24 protein-coding genes are annotated in these 16,070 nt (G+C 59.6%); 23 read left to right on the top strand and 1 reads right to left on the bottom strand.

The features are described from left to right. Positions 1 to 25 precede the first annotated feature (25 nt). The 14 genes from MOE34_RS14770 to MOE34_RS14705 all read left to right on the top strand — a co-directional run bounded on the left by MOE34_RS14770 (position 26) and on the right by MOE34_RS14705 (position 8,140). A complete protein-coding gene (locus MOE34_RS14770) occupies positions 26 to 622 on the top strand; it encodes a GIY-YIG nuclease family protein (RefSeq protein WP_242218021.1) in 597 nt (198 codons plus the stop codon). A 399-nt stretch (positions 623 to 1,021) separates the two neighbouring features. Further along, positions 1,022 to 2,425, top strand: a complete 1,404-nt coding sequence (locus MOE34_RS14765) for a phage major capsid protein (RefSeq protein ID WP_242218019.1) — start codon at positions 1,022 to 1,024, stop codon at positions 2,423 to 2,425. 77 nt (positions 2,426 to 2,502) lie between these two features. Beyond that, a complete protein-coding gene (locus MOE34_RS14760; RefSeq protein WP_242218017.1) occupies positions 2,503 to 2,931 on the top strand; it encodes a Gp49 family protein in 429 nt (142 codons plus the stop codon). Between the two features lie 74 nt (positions 2,932 to 3,005). Further along, positions 3,006 to 3,269, top strand: a complete 264-nt coding sequence (locus tag MOE34_RS14755) for a hypothetical protein (protein ID WP_242218016.1) — start codon at positions 3,006 to 3,008, stop codon at positions 3,267 to 3,269. Then, entirely contained in the window at positions 3,269 to 3,619 is a 351-nt protein-coding gene (locus MOE34_RS14750) for a hypothetical protein (protein ID WP_242218014.1), read from the top strand. Before MOE34_RS14755 ends, MOE34_RS14750 begins: the two co-directional genes overlap by 1 nt. Before the next feature lie 168 nt (positions 3,620 to 3,787). Beyond that, entirely contained in the window at positions 3,788 to 3,994 is a 207-nt protein-coding gene (locus MOE34_RS14745; protein WP_242218012.1) for a hypothetical protein, read from the top strand. A gap of 192 nt (positions 3,995 to 4,186) precedes the next feature. Further along, positions 4,187 to 4,606, top strand: a complete 420-nt coding sequence (locus MOE34_RS14740; protein WP_242218010.1) for a hypothetical protein — start codon at positions 4,187 to 4,189, stop codon at positions 4,604 to 4,606. A gap of 245 nt (positions 4,607 to 4,851) precedes the next feature. Next, positions 4,852 to 5,145 carry a hypothetical protein gene (locus MOE34_RS14735; RefSeq protein WP_431522385.1) on the top strand — a complete coding sequence of 98 codons (294 nt, stop codon included), beginning with the start codon at positions 4,852 to 4,854 and terminating at the stop codon, positions 5,143 to 5,145. A 92-nt stretch (positions 5,146 to 5,237) separates the two neighbouring features. After that, positions 5,238 to 5,450 (top strand): hypothetical protein, encoded by a 213-nt coding sequence (locus MOE34_RS14730; protein WP_242218009.1) that lies wholly within the window; start codon positions 5,238 to 5,240, stop codon positions 5,448 to 5,450. Positions 5,451 to 5,506: 56 nt separating this feature from the next. Then, on the top strand, positions 5,507 to 6,547 hold the full coding sequence (locus tag MOE34_RS14725; protein ID WP_242218007.1) for a phage major capsid protein: 1,041 nt from the start codon (positions 5,507 to 5,509) through the stop codon (positions 6,545 to 6,547). 10 nt (positions 6,548 to 6,557) lie between these two features. Then, the gene (locus MOE34_RS14720; RefSeq protein WP_242218005.1) at positions 6,558 to 6,761 is read left to right on the top strand and encodes a hypothetical protein; all 204 of its coding nucleotides are present in this window, start codon (positions 6,558 to 6,560) and stop codon (positions 6,759 to 6,761) included. After that, on the top strand, positions 6,758 to 7,003 hold the full coding sequence (locus MOE34_RS14715; RefSeq protein ID WP_242218004.1) for a hypothetical protein: 246 nt from the start codon (positions 6,758 to 6,760) through the stop codon (positions 7,001 to 7,003). Before MOE34_RS14720 ends, MOE34_RS14715 begins: the two co-directional genes overlap by 4 nt. Positions 7,004 to 7,090: 87 nt before the next feature. After that, on the top strand, positions 7,091 to 7,462 hold the full coding sequence (locus MOE34_RS14710; protein WP_242218002.1) for an HNH endonuclease: 372 nt from the start codon (positions 7,091 to 7,093) through the stop codon (positions 7,460 to 7,462). A 69-nt stretch (positions 7,463 to 7,531) separates the two neighbouring features. Then, positions 7,532 to 8,140, top strand: coding sequence for a hypothetical protein (locus tag MOE34_RS14705; protein ID WP_242217999.1), 609 nt, complete (start codon positions 7,532 to 7,534; stop codon positions 8,138 to 8,140). 327 nt (positions 8,141 to 8,467) lie between these two features. Here the strand turns inward: MOE34_RS14705 and MOE34_RS14700 are convergent, their stop codons facing one another. Next, positions 8,468 to 8,884: an HIRAN domain-containing protein gene (locus MOE34_RS14700; RefSeq protein WP_242217997.1), complete on the bottom strand. Its 417-nt coding sequence runs from the start codon at positions 8,882 to 8,884 to the stop codon at positions 8,468 to 8,470. 612 nt (positions 8,885 to 9,496) lie between these two features. Between MOE34_RS14700 and MOE34_RS14695 the strand changes: the two genes are divergently transcribed. The 9 genes from MOE34_RS14695 to MOE34_RS14655 all read left to right on the top strand — a co-directional run bounded on the left by MOE34_RS14695 (position 9,497) and on the right by MOE34_RS14655 (position 16,023). Beyond that, positions 9,497 to 9,994 carry an HNH endonuclease signature motif containing protein gene (locus tag MOE34_RS14695; RefSeq protein WP_242217995.1) on the top strand — a complete coding sequence of 166 codons (498 nt, stop codon included), beginning with the start codon at positions 9,497 to 9,499 and terminating at the stop codon, positions 9,992 to 9,994. A 402-nt stretch (positions 9,995 to 10,396) separates the two neighbouring features. Next, positions 10,397 to 11,155, top strand: coding sequence for a hypothetical protein (locus tag MOE34_RS14690; protein ID WP_242224201.1), 759 nt, complete (start codon positions 10,397 to 10,399; stop codon positions 11,153 to 11,155). Next, on the top strand, positions 11,149 to 11,415 hold the full coding sequence (locus MOE34_RS14685) for a hypothetical protein (protein ID WP_242217993.1): 267 nt from the start codon (positions 11,149 to 11,151) through the stop codon (positions 11,413 to 11,415). Before MOE34_RS14690 ends, MOE34_RS14685 begins: the two co-directional genes overlap by 7 nt. Further along, positions 11,412 to 11,741 (top strand): hypothetical protein, encoded by a 330-nt coding sequence (locus MOE34_RS14680; RefSeq protein ID WP_242217991.1) that lies wholly within the window; start codon positions 11,412 to 11,414, stop codon positions 11,739 to 11,741. The genes MOE34_RS14685 and MOE34_RS14680 overlap by 4 nt, the downstream gene beginning before the upstream one ends. 56 nt (positions 11,742 to 11,797) lie before the next feature. Beyond that, positions 11,798 to 13,099: a tyrosine-type recombinase/integrase gene (locus MOE34_RS14675; protein WP_242217990.1), complete on the top strand. Its 1,302-nt coding sequence runs from the start codon at positions 11,798 to 11,800 to the stop codon at positions 13,097 to 13,099. Positions 13,100 to 13,131: 32 nt separating this feature from the next. Then, the gene (locus tag MOE34_RS14670) at positions 13,132 to 14,193 is read left to right on the top strand and encodes a phage portal protein (protein WP_242224034.1); all 1,062 of its coding nucleotides are present in this window, start codon (positions 13,132 to 13,134) and stop codon (positions 14,191 to 14,193) included. Next, the gene (locus MOE34_RS14665; protein ID WP_242217988.1) at positions 14,193 to 15,050 is read left to right on the top strand and encodes a hypothetical protein; all 858 of its coding nucleotides are present in this window, start codon (positions 14,193 to 14,195) and stop codon (positions 15,048 to 15,050) included. The genes MOE34_RS14670 and MOE34_RS14665 overlap by 1 nt, the downstream gene beginning before the upstream one ends. Beyond that, the gene (locus tag MOE34_RS14660) at positions 15,050 to 15,382 is read left to right on the top strand and encodes a head-tail connector protein (protein ID WP_242217986.1); all 333 of its coding nucleotides are present in this window, start codon (positions 15,050 to 15,052) and stop codon (positions 15,380 to 15,382) included. The genes MOE34_RS14665 and MOE34_RS14660 overlap by 1 nt, the downstream gene beginning before the upstream one ends. Then, positions 15,379 to 16,023, top strand: a complete 645-nt coding sequence (locus tag MOE34_RS14655; protein WP_242217984.1) for a hypothetical protein — start codon at positions 15,379 to 15,381, stop codon at positions 16,021 to 16,023. The genes MOE34_RS14660 and MOE34_RS14655 overlap by 4 nt, the downstream gene beginning before the upstream one ends. Positions 16,024 to 16,070 lie beyond the last annotated feature (47 nt).

Genomic DNA, 16,070 nt, shown 5'->3' with positions numbered 1-16,070 from the left:
TCTGCCCAGAACTGAGGGATGAGCAATGACCGTCTACTTCATCCGCAAGATTGAATCCCCATCGGAGATCAAAATCGGGACCGCGAGCAATGTTGCGAAGCGGCTGGCAACAATCGCCAGAGCTGTCGGGCCGATCCACTATTTTGCATCGATGCCGGGCGGCGTCACGACCGAGCGAAAGGTCCAGTTGCGCTTTGCTCACCTTCGCTTGGAAGGGGAGTGGTTCAGAGCCGGCGAAGACCTCGAAACATATATCCGGTTGGTCGCCGATCCAGAGAGCGCGGAATTCAGGTTCAAGCCCAGCACATGGGCACCGAAAGCCGCACAGCCTATCCAGAGACGAGAACACGATGCTCGCTGCGCGCTCGGGCTGTTACGCCAGATCTACGAGCGCTATCCGCGGCAAACGCCAGTTGGCGACTGCCTGGAGAAGGCATTCCAAGAGCTTCATTCGATGAATGTCGCCTGGACGCGGCGCCGAGTGCGCGCACTGCACGAGTTGCGCGGTCTGCGAGTGGACGTCTTCGAAATCGTCGACATGCTCACCCTCTTGGAAATCCCGCGAGACGAATGGGCCGATTGGATCTCTCCCAAAATATCGCAAACGCGGCGGGCGGCGTGATGGATGCGGCAATTTACAGGCTGCGCATCGCGAAGCGCTGGCGGGATCGTTCTCGGAAATGGGCCGATAGGGCCGACTGGATCGTATCTGACGAGGAGAGGGAAGATCAGTGAATGTGGCTCTACGTCCCCAACCTCTCAACATCCTCTCCATCTGCACAGGTGGAGCCGGTCTCGATCTCGGCGTCGAGCTGGCAATTCCAAGCGCTCGAACAGTCTGCATGGTGGAGAGGGAAGCCTTCTCAGTCGCGACACTGGTTTCAGCGATGGAACAAGGCCTCCTTCATCCGTCTCGTCTGGCATCTCAGACGCTGATGCGAACGAAGGCCGCAAGGCCGCTCCCGGCGCTTCGGGAACCCCAAAACCCATCGTGAAATCCCTGAAGCCAAAGGAGAAACCCATGGCTAAGACCATCGCGGAACAGATTTCCGCATTCGAGGCAACCCGTGTCGCCAAGGCGGCGGAACTCGAAACCATCATGACCGGCACGGAAGGCGAAACGCTTGACGCTGAAAGCGCCGAAGCGGCCGATACGCTGACGGACGAAATCAAGTCGATCGATGATCACCTCAAGCGACTGCGCCTTGTCGAGAGCCTGAAGGCATCGACGGCAAAGCCGGTGACGAACGTGGTTGACACGAAGTCCGGTTCGGATGCTCGTGACGGCCGTGTCCCGGCACAGGTGCGTGTAAAGCAGAGGTCCGAACCGGGCATCGAGTTCGCACGTCTGGCCAAGGTGAAGGCTCTGGCTCATCTGGACCGCGAGAGCAATCGTGATGTCGCCAAGGCGCTCTATGGCGAGGATTCGGCCGTCTATCGTCTGGTCACCAAGGCCAACGTCGTCGCGGGCGCGTCCGTCGCCGGCAACTGGGCGGAAGATCTCGTCGGAGATGAGACGTCCGTCTACGCTGACTTCGCGGAATACCTCCGCCCCATGACCATCGTCGGCAAGTTCGGTCAGGGCAATATCCCGAACCTTCGACGTGTCCCGTTCCGCACGCCGCTCATCGGTCAGACCGGCGGCGGTCAGGCCTACTGGGTAGGTGAAGGCAAGCCGAAGCCGCTGACGGCGTTCGACTTCAACCGCACCACGCTGGACGAGCTGAAGGTGGCCACGATCTCGGTCGTGACGGAAGAACTGCTTCGCAAGTCCAGCCCGTCCGCCGATGCCATCCTCCGCGATGCACTGGCTGCAGCTGTCGCGGAACGCATCGACATCGACTTCATCGACCCGGACAAGGCGGCTGCGGCCGGTGTATCCCCGGCATCGATCACGAATGGTGTGGTCGCAATCGCATCCAGCGGCAACGACGCTGACGCGATCCGCGAAGACATCCGTGCTCTGATGGCGACGTTCGTGGCGGCGAACAACCCGCCGACCTCTGCGGTGTTCATCATGTCCTCGGCGAATGCACTTGCCGTGTCCCTGATGCGCAACCCGCTCGGTCAGCAGGAGTTCCCCGGCATCACCATGAACGGTGGCACCCTGGAAGGTATCCCGGTCATCGTGTCGGAATACTTCGCTCCTGTCTCGGCCGGCGGCTTCGTCGCCCTCGTCAATGCGTCGGACATCTACTTCGCGGATGAGGGCGGCGTCATGGTCGATGTCTCGCGCGAAGCATCGCTCCAGATGCTCGACAACCCGACGAACGACGTCGTGACGCCGACCGCAACCAGCATGGTATCTATGTGGCAGACCAACTCGGTCGCGTTCCGTGCCGAGCGCATCCTGAACTGGGCGAAGCGCCGGGCCTCCGCTGTCGCTCTCCTCGATGAAGTCAACTGGGGCATGCCTGGCTCCTAAGCCTGCCTGACTTCTTGCCCGTCGCGGACCTCTCTGCGGCGGGTTCTTCTCCTAAAACAAGATTGAAGGATAGATTGATGTCCAAGGACGAAGCACAGATTGAAACTGAAATTCAGGCGAAGGGCCTCAACGCTCCGCGCCTCACACCGGAACTTATCGATGCAGCAATCGTGTCGGAGCAGTACCATGTTTTCCCCGGCACGACGTTGACCGTCTGCGCACTCACGCTGCGCAATGGCTACATCGTCACCGGCGAAAGCGCCGCCGCCAGCCCATCGAACTTCGATGAGGCAATCGGCCGTAAGATTTCCCGCGACAACGCGCGCAACAAGATATGGGCGCTGGAAGGCTATCTCCTTCGCGAATTCCTTCATCAGACCTCACCGGCCCGAATAAGCCGCCTTGGCCAGTTGCTGCGCGATGCCGAGGCCATCAACGGCGGTTCCATGCCGCATGAAGCCGTGGCTCATACCGTTCTTGATGACGCGCGACGATACCCGGTTTGATGCCACGCAACTAAGGGCATCGGGTCAACGGGCCATTGCGAGTTGACCCGATTACCCCAATCGGAGGTCCCGACATGAAAAAGTACAACAGCTACATGGACCGCGCCTTGCAGTCCTCCGATCCGCGCTATGCGCGCATTCTCGGTAAGCTGGGATACGAGCGCCGCGATCTGCGGGCCGTGGAAAGCGTTGCGGCCAAGCCGGCTTCTATCCCCCAGCACGACGAGATTACTCTTCTGCGGGCCGAGTATGAGCGCGTTGTGGGCAAGCGTCCGTACATGGGGTGGGACGAGGCCAAGCTGCGCGAGAAGATCGCAGAGGCAAAGGCGGCATCCTGATGCGCATTCTCGGCCTTCCTATCCCGTTCACAGGTGAGCGACAGAAGGCGGCAGCCTTGTCATCTGTCGGCCGTGGGCGTGGGTGGTTCCCAATATTCGAGAGCTTTTCCGGCGCTTGGCAGCGAAATATCGCGCTCGACCGGGACACGGTTCTCTCCTACCACGCGGTCTTCGCCTGCATCACCCTGATCGCGTCCGATATTGCAAAGCTGCGGATGAAGTTGGTTGAGCGGGATGCCGCCGGCATTTGGTCGGAGGTGGAAAGCCCATCTTTCTCGCCAGTCCTGCGCAAGCCCAATGATTGGCAGACTATCATTAAGAAACCGGCGTATAGCCAAAAAACATCCTGAGATAACAAGTATTTAGCGCCCTTCGGGGCGTATTTTTTTGCCCGGTCGTCAACCGCAAAGCAGGGAAACCTAAGTGCTTGATGCGCAAGGCAAATAGCCGTGCGGGCGGCATGGCGATGCGACATGAATGCGACAACGACGCGACAAGAGATGAAAGGAAAATGCGACATGAACGACAACAACAAGCCCGCTGACAGCGACCTTCTCGTGGGGCTCGACCAGATCGGGCAGCACCTCGGAATGACGTTCAATCAGGCGAAGCACCGAGCGGCGAGCGGCGACATTCCAACCTTCAAGATCGGCAAGACGGTGTGTGCGCGGCGCTCGACCCTCAAGGCGCACTTCGACAAGCTGGAGGGCCGCACCGATGACTGATCACGAGCATACCGAGGCGGTGACAGAGTGCGCCCGATACCTGGCACACACGCCGCCAGAGCAGCGCCCGACGCCGCTTGTGCCGGCCTTGAAGCAGATGTTCAACCTATCCTCGTCCGAGGTCTGTGCGGCGATCAGTGAAAGCCACCTGATCCGGGCGAGGGCGATATGAGCAAAGGAGGGCGCTTTTCCATGGTGGCCCGTAGCATCTGGCGATCTGACAAGTTCAAGACCCTTTCCACCGATCGGGCGCAGCTCTTGTTTTTTTACTACCTGACCTGCGAGCATCAGAACGCCGTGGGCTGTTTCCGGCTCCCCGACGCATACGCCGTCTTCGACCTAGGCTGGACGCTGGCAGAGTATCAGGTTGCCAAGGCCGATTGCATCACGGCCGGCCTGATCGACTTTGACGACGACACGCAAGAACTGCTCGTGACGCGATGGATCGACGTCAATCCGCCACTGAACCAGAAGCATCTGCAAGGGCTGCTCAAGGCTCATCTTTCGGTCGAGAGCGATACCTTCCGGGAACGGCTGGAACACACTTTGCTGGAGATGGCAGGCAAGGTCCAGCCGCCTGACGAGCGACGGAATCCATACGCCACGCGATAGGGTATCGATACCCATCCCATACCCTATCGATAGGGTATCGATACCCTATGCCCTTGGTATCGATACAAGGAAAAGGAAACAGACAAGGAAACGGAAACGGAAAAGGACAAGGACACCGAAAAGGAAAAAGAAAAAGAAAAGCACACTGAAAAGGAAACCGGCGCTTCATAGCGACCGCGCCGACCGCTGACAGGTCGCAGGCTCCAGAGCGAGCCACCACTCTCCCAAGCATAGGAACCACGACAATGACAGAACCGATCCAGTCGGGTGGCAAAGCCGTGCCCGATGGCAAAACCATGTCCAGGCAACAGCGATGGGCCATGAACAATCCTCTAGCGGTATGGGCCCACGCGGCGGTGCGATCTGCACTGAAGCGAGGATTGATCACACGCGGCCCGTGCGAGGTCTGTGGCGAAGATCAGACCGACGCGCACCACGACGACTATTCGCGCCCGCTCGTCGTCAGATGGCTTTGCAGGCGGCACCACAAGGCCGAGCACGCCAAACCGATCGAGGGGGGGGTAAAGCCGACGAAATGACGCCGGCCATCCCACACCCGCGTGCCACCTCCATTTGTGATGGCGACGATTTCAGAACAAAAAGTTGAGGCATCCCGAAGGGATGATCTGTCATGAGCGGCAAAGAACGCATGCGCCGATATCGCCGCCGCACGTCCAGCGGCCGGCGCTGCATCCTGATCGAGATTGACGAAGTGTCCTTGCCGGAAACCCTCGTAGCAGGGGGCTACCTCGACGCTGCGCAAACCGATGACATGGACGCAATCCGCCGCGGCATCGAGCGGATGCACTCCGATCTGGCCGCAATGCACATGCGTGACGCGTAACGACATGGAGTTTTGTTTTCTGTCATGATTCCGGCAAATCAACCGGAGACACCGAAATGAAGGGCGTCATTGCCATTGCAGAACAACCGATGACCGGCGCGGCAGATATGGGCCAGGTCGTCAAAGCGCTGCTCGCATCGGGCGGCAAGAAGGCGGAAGCGGCGGAATACGCGCGCGCCGCCCACATGTCCGACCGAGCTATCCGCATCCTCACCAAAGCCCCCATCGGCGGCCTGACGATCAGCAACAGTCCCGATCTTGTCGACTGGCGCATCGCCGGCAAGTCGTTCTTCACCATGCTCCGCACGGAAAGCGTTTTCATGCGCCTTCTCGACAAGGGCTTTCGGCGGGTGCCGCTTCGCGAGCGTGTCGGCATGGTCGCGACGAATGCGACTGCTCTGGCGCGTGCTGAGGGCCAACCGTTCCCCGTCAGCGCTGTCACACTCGACGGCCAAACGCTGGAGCCGGTGCCTGTAGGCGTCATCCTCGTCATGACCGACCAGCTTGCCAAGAACATGACGGCGGACGCTACGAACCTGATTTATGCCGAGCTGCGCGGTGCAGTCTCGTATGCCGTCGATTCCGAGTTCTTCAGCATCGTCATGGACAGCGCCACGCCGTCGATCCCCAGCGCCGGCCTCGGTGCCGCTGGCATGATGGAAGACGTTCGCCTCCTTCTGTCCCTCGTCAACACCACGGCGGCCGGATACCTCGTGTGGGCCATGTCTCCCGACGTTGCCAATGATGCGACCATTCTGGACGAACGCAACGCCATGACGCCGATGGGCGGCGAGTTCTTCGGCATCCCTGCCATGGTGGCGCATTCCCTGCCGGCCGGCACACTCCGGCTCATCAACGGCGCCGGTATCGCGGCCGCTGGCGATGGCATGGAGGTGCAGGCTTCCAACGAAGCCACCCTTCAGATGGTCGACAACCCCACGAACAATTCTGTCACGCCGACAGCCACCACGCTCGTCAGCATGTTCCAGACCAACAGCACGGCCTTGCTGGCGAAGATCTCAATCGGTGCCGAGCGGATGCGCGACGATGCCGTTGCCGAAGTGACGGGCGTGGCATGGCTGGAACCGGGTAGCTGAGGGCCGGCCGATGACCAGCGACTTCATGAAGGCGATTGAGAAGGCATTCGGCGAGGAAGGCATGAAACGCCCGCCGACGCGCCGCGAAATGTACGAGGCTATCGCGGTCATCAAATCGGCTCTGCTCGACCAGCAGGGCCGCATTGACGCGCTGGACGGGCGCAAGGAAGGCAAGCCAATTGTTCGCGTCCGTGCAGGAAGGAAGGGCGCATGATCAAGCACACCCACGCAACAGCGCTGCGAAGGACGCAGGAAGTCATTGACGAGGCGATCCGAACCGAACTCGTCCGCAACGAGATGTTGCTTGAGGAGCACGGGGCAACGGATGCCGAGATCAAGGAATTCTTGGCGATCAGGCGGGAAGCCCTGAACAATTGGGCAAGGAACGCGATGGCGATGGCCGGCCGTTTCATTGGCGACACGCCGCCCCCGGTCACGCATGGGACGCTGCAATGATTTCACAGTGGGTAGAAGCGCCGGGCTGTGATGGAAGGGAGGTCTTCTCCTTGGCCTCCCTTCCTCCCATTCGGAAGGGCGTTGCCGATGCCTAAGCTCAAGACCCTCAAGCCCATGGTGCGCACGATCAAAGGCATGATCGCAATGCCGAAGCGAGACCAGCACCGGGACGCCGCCCAGCCGTGGCGCGCGTGGTACAAGACGGCGCGCTGGCAGAAGCTACGGATGCAGGTCCTTATCCGGGACCGCTTCACATGCAAGATGGAGGGTTGCGGAAAGGTCGATATCGACACGTCGCAACTCGTCGCTGATCACCGGGAACCGCATAGAGGCGATGCCCGTCTCTTCTGGGATGCCAAGAACCTGCAATGCCTCTGCAAGCCCTGTCACGACAGCCTGAAGCAGAAGCAGGAGATCGCCGGCCGGTCGAACGGCAAGGGGGGGCATGATGGTCTCTAAGGCCGATCCCATCCTAGACCCGCGTGCCATGCATTCGCAGATTTTCGATCTCCGCCGGGAAAAAATCCTATGACCCTGCCTGACCCCCCATCGGACCTTAGCCGCGGCGAGAAGAAGGCATTCCGCAATCTGGTGAAAACCTTGGCAGATAGGGGCATTGACCCGATCGCACGGGCTGGCCTTGTCGAGGAATACGTTCGCACCGATGCGCGGCTGACAGACCTACGCGCCGCAGAAAAGCAGGTCGAAAAGGGCTCGAAACTGGCAGCAAGTCGAGCGGTGAACGTGGCGACGATGGAGCGCCGCCGGTTGCACGAGGCCATCTTCAAGGGGGCAAAGAAACCGGAGAAGACCGTTGCTGCAACCGTCCACGATGCTGCCGTTGACAAAGATGGAGAAAAAGACGCCAGAACAGAGGCTTGGCGCAAATACCTATACGCCTCCGTCAGGACCAGTAGCCGTGAGGCGATCGAAGCCGCGCATGGTCCTTGCCCACTGGTCGCCATCCTCTACCGCTCGCACGAGGAAGAGGTTGGCACAAAAGCAATCCTCAAAGCCCATGGACGCCGCGTTGTGCCACGCGAGGCATGGAACGAACTGAGGGAAGCCTGTGGCGGCACACTCTCGTGGGAAGCCCGAGCCCCGAAATTCTACAATCCCGATCAGGATAATCTCTAGGAGACCAGCATGGCTAACGAAATATCAGGCCTTGCAAACACAGTGTATGCTGATGGCCCGATCAGCACGCCAACGCAGCCACAAAAATCCGAAATCCGAACGCTTTTCCGGGTGGTCGAGCAGACCGTCGCGCAAGGCGATGCCGCCGTCGATGCGCGAGGAAATCCTTCGTCTCCGCGCAGAGAACGCGGTTCTGCTTGGCGCGCAAAGCGAGACGGCATCCGAATGACGGATTCTCAGATCACTGAACGTGGTATAATAAAGCACTTGGCGACCGCGGATGTACCGGCGCACGGAACGGGCCGGCCCTGCGGGGTTCGGCCTTTTCTATCTCAGTCGTTGGCGGAGGCTCTTGAACGCCGGGAAGGTCTCGACAGGACCGAGGATTTGAAACAGCACCTCTGAATAGTCGTCGGTTCCGGGATACGTCTTAAGCAGCCTTGGAAGCACTCGGTCTGCAATCCCTAGTTCCGCTAGAAGAGCAGCTTCCTCCGCTGGAACAAAGCCGATGTGCCCTTCCTCCCGAGCAAGCCAGCCCTTCCAACTCCCGTAGATCCTGATGGCGTTGCGGTCATGCTCATTCGCCGGATCGAGTTGGAGGCGCAACTGTTGATCCTTGCCACCACAGAATTTGCCGGCTTCCGGTTTGCGCGCAAACAGGCCAGCGACCGGCAACCTGTCGAAGTAGATTCGAAACCCCTCCGGTATCGGCTGGCGGTCAAGATGGTAAGTCGCCTTTGGCATAGCCGTGCGTTCCCCTCGCTGATTGTTCCGACGCGACGATACTGCTCACACACCTCCACGACTTCGCATCCTCATCTTGCAACGTTTGAAGCCAGTCCATCGCCATGCGTCCTCCATGCCCGATGGTGGCAAAAGTCCCGCGCAGACGCAATCCTAGAGGGAGTTGAATTGACGCCACCCATCGGACGGATAGAGGCCATCGCCATAAGGCTGGCATCAAGCAAAACCCGCTTCATCACCGATTTGCAGATTGGAGCCTATCGGCGGCAGTACGGTGCTACCCGCGATGAGGTGCGAGCAGCTGCCATCATGGCCGACCGGATCAGGCGGCAGGAGCAGATTGCAGAAAATCGCCCGACGTTCGCCGTACACGCGATTGTAGAGCCAGAGCAGCCCATAGAGCTTTCGAGGGAGAGACGCGCTGGAAGGCGCGCAGCGGGGCTGTAGGGGGGGGGATTGCCATAGTGGCAACACCTATCGGCCTACACCCGCGTGCCAAACGACTTTCGCAAAACTTGTAGAAAAAAAGGTTCTCGCCGACCGAAAAACGCAAGCATCCACCCTTTGGCGAGGGTGTGCTCCATAACCTTTCAATGACATGCGGAGATTGCCATGAGAACGCGCCCGATCGCGGTCACGCCCGAACTAGTGGCTAGATTTTGGTTAAAAGTGCACAAGACCAACGGATGCTGGCTGTGGACCGCAAAAAGGCAAAATGGAGGCTATGGCGTCATCCATCGAGGCACGGCAAAAAACGACACCGCCTATGCTCACCGAGTGAGCTACGCGATAGCGAGCGGAAAAGACCCCGGTGCCAAGGCGGTTTGCCATCGATGTGACAATCCAAGCTGCGTCAAGCCAGACCACCTTTTCTTGGGAACGATGGCCGAAAACGTCGCTGACATGATCACAAAGGGGCGAAAGGCTGTGCCAGCGAGGCGTCGGGGTGAAACCAACCCTACGGCAAAACTGACAACGGCTCAGGTTTTGGAGATACGGGCGCGATCCGCGATTGGTGAGGGCAGTGGATCGCTTGGTCGTGCGTTTGGGATGGATAGCAGCACCATCCGCGCGATCGTGCGAAGAGAAATATGGGCGCACATTGAATAGGCAAGCTGGTCCCCGGTGAAGGGGATGCTTGTCTTGTCGAGCAAATCATGTGATTTTGAACGCGGAGCCTGAGAACTCCCGAAGCCATCCCTTGCCGGGGATAGGGCTTCTCCCGCGATAGGAGAGACTTGGGCTTGCCGGCCTGAGCCTCTTCCGAAATGTAACGCGCCCCTTTGCCGTGGGTGCGAACCGGCTCACTATGCCGGGAGTGCCACGGTGCGGTCAAGAGCAATCTTGGCCAGGATATAACAGCCTTCGGGTGAAGGCCGTGGCGCATGTTCTCGCGGACATGTTCTCAGACTCCCGGAGCCAGTGACGCCCACTGGCACGGAACCCGCGCCCCTGAGAAGGCAAAGGTTCCCCGGCCCTGAGAAGCCGGTTCGCTCGCGAGGACTAACCACAATGGAACACTATCCCGACATCCAGCGGCAACAAGGCACGCTGTTTTTCATCCCCCACGGCGACCGCGCCGCCATCGCCATTTCCATTGAACGGCTTATCGATCTGCTCGACGCCATGAGCGATGATCCCGACATTGAGGACGGCGGCGACCTAGAGCCGGCCCACGGATGGCCGAACGCTGGCCAGCCCGCCAATGAGGCGATGTGCCTTGATGGAGATCGCGAGCAAGACAACGCAGACTGCGAACCGGCCCTCGGCGCGCTTGAGCGGCATCCGAACGGGCTAATCTGGAACGACAATTCCTCGCAAGAGAAATGGCATGTCGGCGCGGATGATGACCGCGAAGACGATGGCGATGATCTGGAGCCGTCCTTGCTTAGTGCGGAATACCGCAATGGCCGCATCGAGGTCGATCTAGAGGGCGACGATCAGGCGGACGACGAACCGAGCCATGGCTGGACGGAACATCTCGACCAGACGAAGGCGGCGAAAATCGACGCCACTGTTTTTGAGATAGGCGAAGGTGAGCCGGAGCTCGGCTGGTGCGGCCATGGTTGCGGAGTGCAGAAAGGTGAAGTCCACCGCGACACAGAGGCCAATGGCGATGAGCTCGACCTCAACGGCGATGAGGGCGACTATTCGCCCGCTGATGATTGCTTAGGTTTCGGAACCATCGGCCGGGATATGGTCCGCGGCCTCCCGATTGCCGCGAAGCGGGCTGATGCATATGCCATGCTCGGTGGGAGGTCGGCATGCTGATCTCCTACGCTGGTGCGGAGCGAAAAGCCCGCAGCGCCGGTAAGCCGGCAAAGGTCGGAAAATATCGCGGCCGGCCTCCCGGCTCGAAGGCAGTTGTCTTCTCAGCCGACGACGACGCCACAATCATCCGGCTCTACCGCGATGGCGCTCCCTATGTCGTCATCGGCGCCAAGATCGGCCAGCCTCGGACGAACGTGTTCAAGCGCTGCCGCCACCTCGGCCTAGAAATGCGCCGTCCTCGCTGGGAGGGTGCACGATGAACCGCCGCACCATCCTCAAGGGTGGCCTTGTCCTTGCCGCCACCGCTCACACGGCCGTGGCGTCCGGTGACAAGGTTCAATCCAGCCCGCAGGAGCGGATCGACGCCGCCATAGCGGAGATCGAGCAGGCTATGTCGGAACTGTACGCTGGATGGCAGATCGACAAGCAAAGCAGAGTGGTCTGCCCTCAGTCGTATGTGCACGGCGGTGGCTTTGTGGACCTGCCTGCACACATCCATGCCGTGATGGTTGTTGCCCATGACGATTCGGACGGCCTCAAGCGAGATTTTCGCTTTCACTACAACATCACCGATCTGAGAACCTGATCAACCGGCCCGGCTGCATCCGTGGCCGGGCCTTCACCAATGGAAAGGAAGAGAACATGGCAACCGTTCGAAAGCGCGAATGGACCCATAAAGGCGAAGTGAAAACCGCGTGGGTGGTCACCTATACCGACCAAGAGGGGAAACGCCGCCTTAAGACCTTCGACAAGAAGAAAGATGCGGAGGCTTTCCGCGTCCAAGTCGAGGGGGAAATGGCGCGCGGCATCCATGTGGCGGATAACTCGTCGGTGAAAGTCGGCGAGGCGATAGACGAATATCTGCGAGACGCCGAACGCCGTTGGAAACGGAACGACATCACCGGAATGACCCTTCGCGGGAAGACTACCAAGATGCAGCTCGTCAAGGCTACGATCGGCGCCCATCTGGTATCAAAATTGTCCTCGTCGGTCATTGAAACGATGATGGACCGCTTCCGTGAAGAGAGGGCATTCAAGCCAAATACCTTGCGGGGGATCCAGTTTGAGTGTGTGACGTTCCTTGATTTCTGCATCCGCAAGAAATGGGCGAAGCGCAACGTCTTGAAGGACGAACCACTGTCGACACCGAAAAAGGAGCGTCGAACAAAAATCCCGAGCATGGAGGACATAGCCAAGCTGCTGGAGGCCGCTGCCATTTACCGTGACGGGGAGAACCTTCACAGCCACGTCGTGCAACAGGTCATGGTCGCTCTAGGGGTCTTTGGCGGGCTTCGCCCTGGCGAGGTTTTCGCGCTCCAGTGGGAAGATGTTGACGAGGTAGCGAACGTCCTTCGGATTCGGCATTCCTTCAATCGCGTGGATGGCCTCAAGGACACGAAGACAGCAGCCGGAAAACGGCTCGTGCCGATAACGGCACCAATTAGGCAGGCGCTTGATGCAGCCGCCCGTTTCAGGGCTTTGGCGCGCATGTCGGCGGGGCCGGGACACAGAGGCATGACGATCTCAGCGATCAACCTCAGAACGCGCACAGATTGGCGCAAGGGTGTCCAGCCTTCGAGTGAACAGATAGCGGCGGCGAAACGCGGACACATCGTCCTAAGCAATCAGGGGAAGCCGCTCACGCCGCAAGCAGCGTTTTGCACGTGGCATTCACTGATGAAGGCGGCAGGCCTTGTCGAGGAGAAAACCGGATTAGGCCGGTTCAGTCCGCATGCGCTACGCCATGCAGCCGCAAGCCTGATGATCAAGAGCGGCATGCCCGCATTGAACCTTAAAACGGTCATAGGCCATTCTTCGATCAACATCACCTATGACATCTACGGGCACTTGTTCCCGGAAGATGACAGGACAAAAACCGTTCTGGAGGAGATTGCAACCCAGTTCGACGCGACAAGCACGCGACAACAGCCTGTACTGCATTGAAAATGCTGCATTTAAATTAGTGGCAGACGCGGATTCAGTTCTGGGAACACTATTTCCTCTCCAAGCTCGTCACCGGCAACACCTATGCCCTCAAGCAGAGGGATAACCGCGGCGTGGTGGCAAAACTGTATGTGCTCGACCCGCGGCGTGTCGTCCCGATGGTGGCGGACGACGGTTCGGTCTTCTACCAGCTTCAGTGCGATAGTCTTTCCGGCATCCAAAGCGATATTCTCGTGCCTGCCCGTGAGATCATCCACGACCGGTTCAATTGCCTGTTTCATCCGCTTGTTGGCGTCTCTCCCATCTATGCCAGCGCCGTTGCTGCAACGCAGGGCATTCGGATCCAGAACAATTCGGCCCGGTTCTTCGGCAATCAGTCGCAGCCCGGCGGCGTGCTCACCGCGCCTGGTGAAATTGGCGATGAGACGGCCGCCCGCCTCAAGGAGTATTGGGAGGCGAACTTCACTGGCGACAATGCCGGCAAGATCGCCGTGCTCGGCGATGATCTGAAGTATCAGGCACTGACGATCAACGCCCACGACAGCCAGCTTATCGAGCAGCTTCGTTGGACCGCCGAGGTGGTCTGCTCGACCTTCCATGTCCCGCCGTACAAAATTGGCGTGGGCGAAATGCCGACCTACAACAACATTCAGAGCCTCAACGTCGAGTATTACAGCCAGTGCCTCCAGGCGCATATCGAATCCGCTGAACTCTGCCTTGATGAAGGGCTCGGGATAGGCGCGGGCGTGAAGAACGCAGACGGCCGCATGTACGGCACGGAGTTCGATGTGGACGGGCTCCTGCGCATGGACAGCGTGACGCAGTTCGACGTGCTGGAAAAGGCAAAGAGCGTTCTGACGCTGGACGAGCGCCGCCGTCGCGTCGATGCGAAGGCAATGAAGACTGGCGGGGATACCGTATATCTCCAGCAGCAGGACCATAGCATCGAGGCAATCGCAGCCCGCGACAAGCTGCTGATCGAACAAGCTAAGAACCCGACGCCGGCCGTTCCTGATGCTGTCCCGGCCAACGACAATTCCGACGAACTTGAAGCCGCCAAGGCTCTGAACGAAATCCGAAAAGGGCTTTGGTAATGGCAGGTTTTGACGGAAAGGCGTTCGGCTCGGAGATCGTGGCCGTCGTCAAGGAGTATCTTGCGCGCGAGATCGGCGATGTTGCCAAGCGGCTTGATGATATTGAGCGGCACCTCGCAAGCCTGCCCGCGCCGAAGGACGGCCGGGATGCCGATGAGGATGCCGTTGTCTCGCGTGTGTCGGAGAAAATGGCATCTGAAATCGAGAACCTTCGCGCGGCCGTTGGCGCCATCAAAATCCCAGAGATCCCGGAATTGCCTGAGCTGCCAGACGTGGAAAGGATGGTTGCCGAAGCCGTTTCGGTGGCTGTCAAAGCTATCCCCGCCGCAAAGGACGGTAACGACGGTCTAGATGTCACCAACATGTTTCGTGCCGAAGGTGGGAAACTCATTGCTGTTATGAGCGACGGCACGACGCGAGACCTCGGCGTTTTTGTCGGGAAGGACGGCCGAGACGCCGACATGGCGGCGATCGAGAAGAGCATTGCTGAGAAGGTTGATGCCATCCCGCGCCCGAGGGACGGGAAAGACGGATTTTCGCTGAAGCACTTCGACGCCGATCTTATGGAGGACGGCAGAACCGTTGTCCTCAAGTTCCAAGACGGCTCGGACACGGGCTACAGCGTCGAACTCGGCATCCCGGCAATGATCTACCGCGGCGTATTCAAGGAAGGCCAAACCTACGAGAAGGGCGACACGGTAACGTGGGGCGGCTCTCTCTGGCACTGCGATGAGGCTCGGACGGTTGCCAAGCCTGATGGCGCCGAGAAGCATTGGACCCTTGCTGCCAAAAAGGGCCGGGACGGACGCGATGGCGAGACCAAAGCAGCGCGCGAGCCAGCCAAGGTGAAAGTCTGATGGTCGCGCTCGTCACCATCCAACAGGTCAAGGGAGTGCTGCGCATCGACGAGAATGACGACGATGCGATGCTGCAACTGATGATCGGCGCGGCGTCGCGTCGCGTCATCCAGCACATGAAAGGGCAGGCGGACGTGGTTCTCGATCTCGACAGTAATGGTGAGCCGCTCAGCGGCGGCGTACCCGATGACGTCGCCCTGGCGACGATCATGCTGGTCGGCTACTTCTTCAAGAACCAGGACCAGGATCCGGAGGGCGATTTCCAGTTGGGAAAGCTGCCGCTTCCGGTCAAGTCCATCCTCTATATGCTGCGGGACCCAACTCTTGCATGAGCGCTCATCCCTTTGGGGCCGCCGCTCCCGACTGGTGGCCGTGGTGGCGCGATGAGACCTGCGTTGTCGTTGCGTCTGGCCCGTCTGCACAAGGCGTTCCTATTGGGCTTGCGAAAGGCAAAGCCCGGTTCATCGCGGTAAACGATAGCTGGAAGCTGGCTCCATGGGCCGACTGGCTTCATGCCTGCGATTTCGGCTGGTGGAAGCAGAACGATGGGTGCCCGGAGTTCACCGGCATCAAGACATGTGTCGATCGCCGCATCACCAGCCGGGAAGATTGGGGCGCTCGTCATGTCCAGTGCCGCAAGCACGATGACCGGCCGATCCTAAACAAATTCTGCGAGGTGGGTTGGGGCGGCAATAGCGGTTTCCACGCCATGCAGCTCGCCGCGCAGTGTGGTTGCAGCAAGGTCATCCTCGTCGGCTTCGACATGTCGATCAAGCACGGGCTGCACTGGCATGGTGCGCACCCGGCGGGAATGAACAACCCGACCGGTGGAAACGTCGAGCGCTGGCGGCGGGCGGTTGACGCCGCTGCCGACAAATTTCAAGCGGCCGGCATCGCGGTCGTCAACTGCTCGGCCGTCTCTGCTTTGAAGAATTATCAAAAGATGACGTTTGAGGAGGCGTTATCCCTTTGAGAGTTGGTGTAACTGGCTGAATCTGCTATAGAAAGGTGAGCCGAAGC

The sequence above is a fragment of the Shinella zoogloeoides genome, assembly GCF_022682305.1.
Lineage (GTDB): Bacteria > Pseudomonadota > Alphaproteobacteria > Rhizobiales > Rhizobiaceae > Shinella > Shinella zoogloeoides_B.
The sequence above is the reverse complement of the archived record's forward strand: the minus strand, read 5'-3'. Positions and strand labels throughout refer to the sequence as shown.

Bases quoted from the DNA above. Each gene is read 5' to 3' on its own strand.
- MOE34_RS14745 (WP_242218012.1), top strand. From the start codon at position 3,788: ATGAACGACAACAACAAGCCCGCTGACAGCGACCTTCTCGTGGGGCTC.
- MOE34_RS14685 (WP_242217993.1), top strand. From the start codon at position 11,149: ATGCTGATCTCCTACGCTGGTGCGGAGCGAAAAGCCCGCAGCGCCGGT.
- MOE34_RS14700 (WP_242217997.1), bottom strand. From the start codon at position 8,884: ATGCCAAAGGCGACTTACCATCTTGACCGCCAGCCGATACCGGAGGGG.
- MOE34_RS14760 (WP_242218017.1), top strand. From the start codon at position 2,503: ATGTCCAAGGACGAAGCACAGATTGAAACTGAAATTCAGGCGAAGGGC.
- MOE34_RS14730 (WP_242218009.1), top strand. From the start codon at position 5,238: ATGAGCGGCAAAGAACGCATGCGCCGATATCGCCGCCGCACGTCCAGC.
- MOE34_RS14705 (WP_242217999.1), top strand. From the start codon at position 7,532: ATGACCCTGCCTGACCCCCCATCGGACCTTAGCCGCGGCGAGAAGAAG.
- MOE34_RS14680 (WP_242217991.1), top strand. From the start codon at position 11,412: ATGAACCGCCGCACCATCCTCAAGGGTGGCCTTGTCCTTGCCGCCACC.
- MOE34_RS14735 (WP_431522385.1), top strand. From the start codon at position 4,852: ATGACAGAACCGATCCAGTCGGGTGGCAAAGCCGTGCCCGATGGCAAA.
- MOE34_RS14715 (WP_242218004.1), top strand. From the start codon at position 6,758: ATGATCAAGCACACCCACGCAACAGCGCTGCGAAGGACGCAGGAAGTC.
- MOE34_RS14755 (WP_242218016.1), top strand. From the start codon at position 3,006: ATGAAAAAGTACAACAGCTACATGGACCGCGCCTTGCAGTCCTCCGAT.
- MOE34_RS14660 (WP_242217986.1), top strand. From the start codon at position 15,050: ATGGTCGCGCTCGTCACCATCCAACAGGTCAAGGGAGTGCTGCGCATC.
- MOE34_RS14750 (WP_242218014.1), top strand. From the start codon at position 3,269: ATGCGCATTCTCGGCCTTCCTATCCCGTTCACAGGTGAGCGACAGAAG.
- MOE34_RS14765 (WP_242218019.1), top strand. From the start codon at position 1,022: ATGGCTAAGACCATCGCGGAACAGATTTCCGCATTCGAGGCAACCCGT.
- MOE34_RS14675 (WP_242217990.1), top strand. From the start codon at position 11,798: ATGGCAACCGTTCGAAAGCGCGAATGGACCCATAAAGGCGAAGTGAAA.
- MOE34_RS14665 (WP_242217988.1), top strand. From the start codon at position 14,193: ATGGCAGGTTTTGACGGAAAGGCGTTCGGCTCGGAGATCGTGGCCGTC.
- MOE34_RS14690 (WP_242224201.1), top strand. From the start codon at position 10,397: ATGGAACACTATCCCGACATCCAGCGGCAACAAGGCACGCTGTTTTTC.
- MOE34_RS14740 (WP_242218010.1), top strand. From the start codon at position 4,187: ATGGTGGCCCGTAGCATCTGGCGATCTGACAAGTTCAAGACCCTTTCC.
- MOE34_RS14695 (WP_242217995.1), top strand. From the start codon at position 9,497: ATGAGAACGCGCCCGATCGCGGTCACGCCCGAACTAGTGGCTAGATTT.
- MOE34_RS14710 (WP_242218002.1), top strand. From the start codon at position 7,091: ATGCCTAAGCTCAAGACCCTCAAGCCCATGGTGCGCACGATCAAAGGC.
- MOE34_RS14655 (WP_242217984.1), top strand. From the start codon at position 15,379: ATGAGCGCTCATCCCTTTGGGGCCGCCGCTCCCGACTGGTGGCCGTGG.
- MOE34_RS14725 (WP_242218007.1), top strand. From the start codon at position 5,507: ATGAAGGGCGTCATTGCCATTGCAGAACAACCGATGACCGGCGCGGCA.
- MOE34_RS14770 (WP_242218021.1), top strand. From the start codon at position 26: ATGACCGTCTACTTCATCCGCAAGATTGAATCCCCATCGGAGATCAAA.
- MOE34_RS14720 (WP_242218005.1), top strand. From the start codon at position 6,558: ATGACCAGCGACTTCATGAAGGCGATTGAGAAGGCATTCGGCGAGGAA.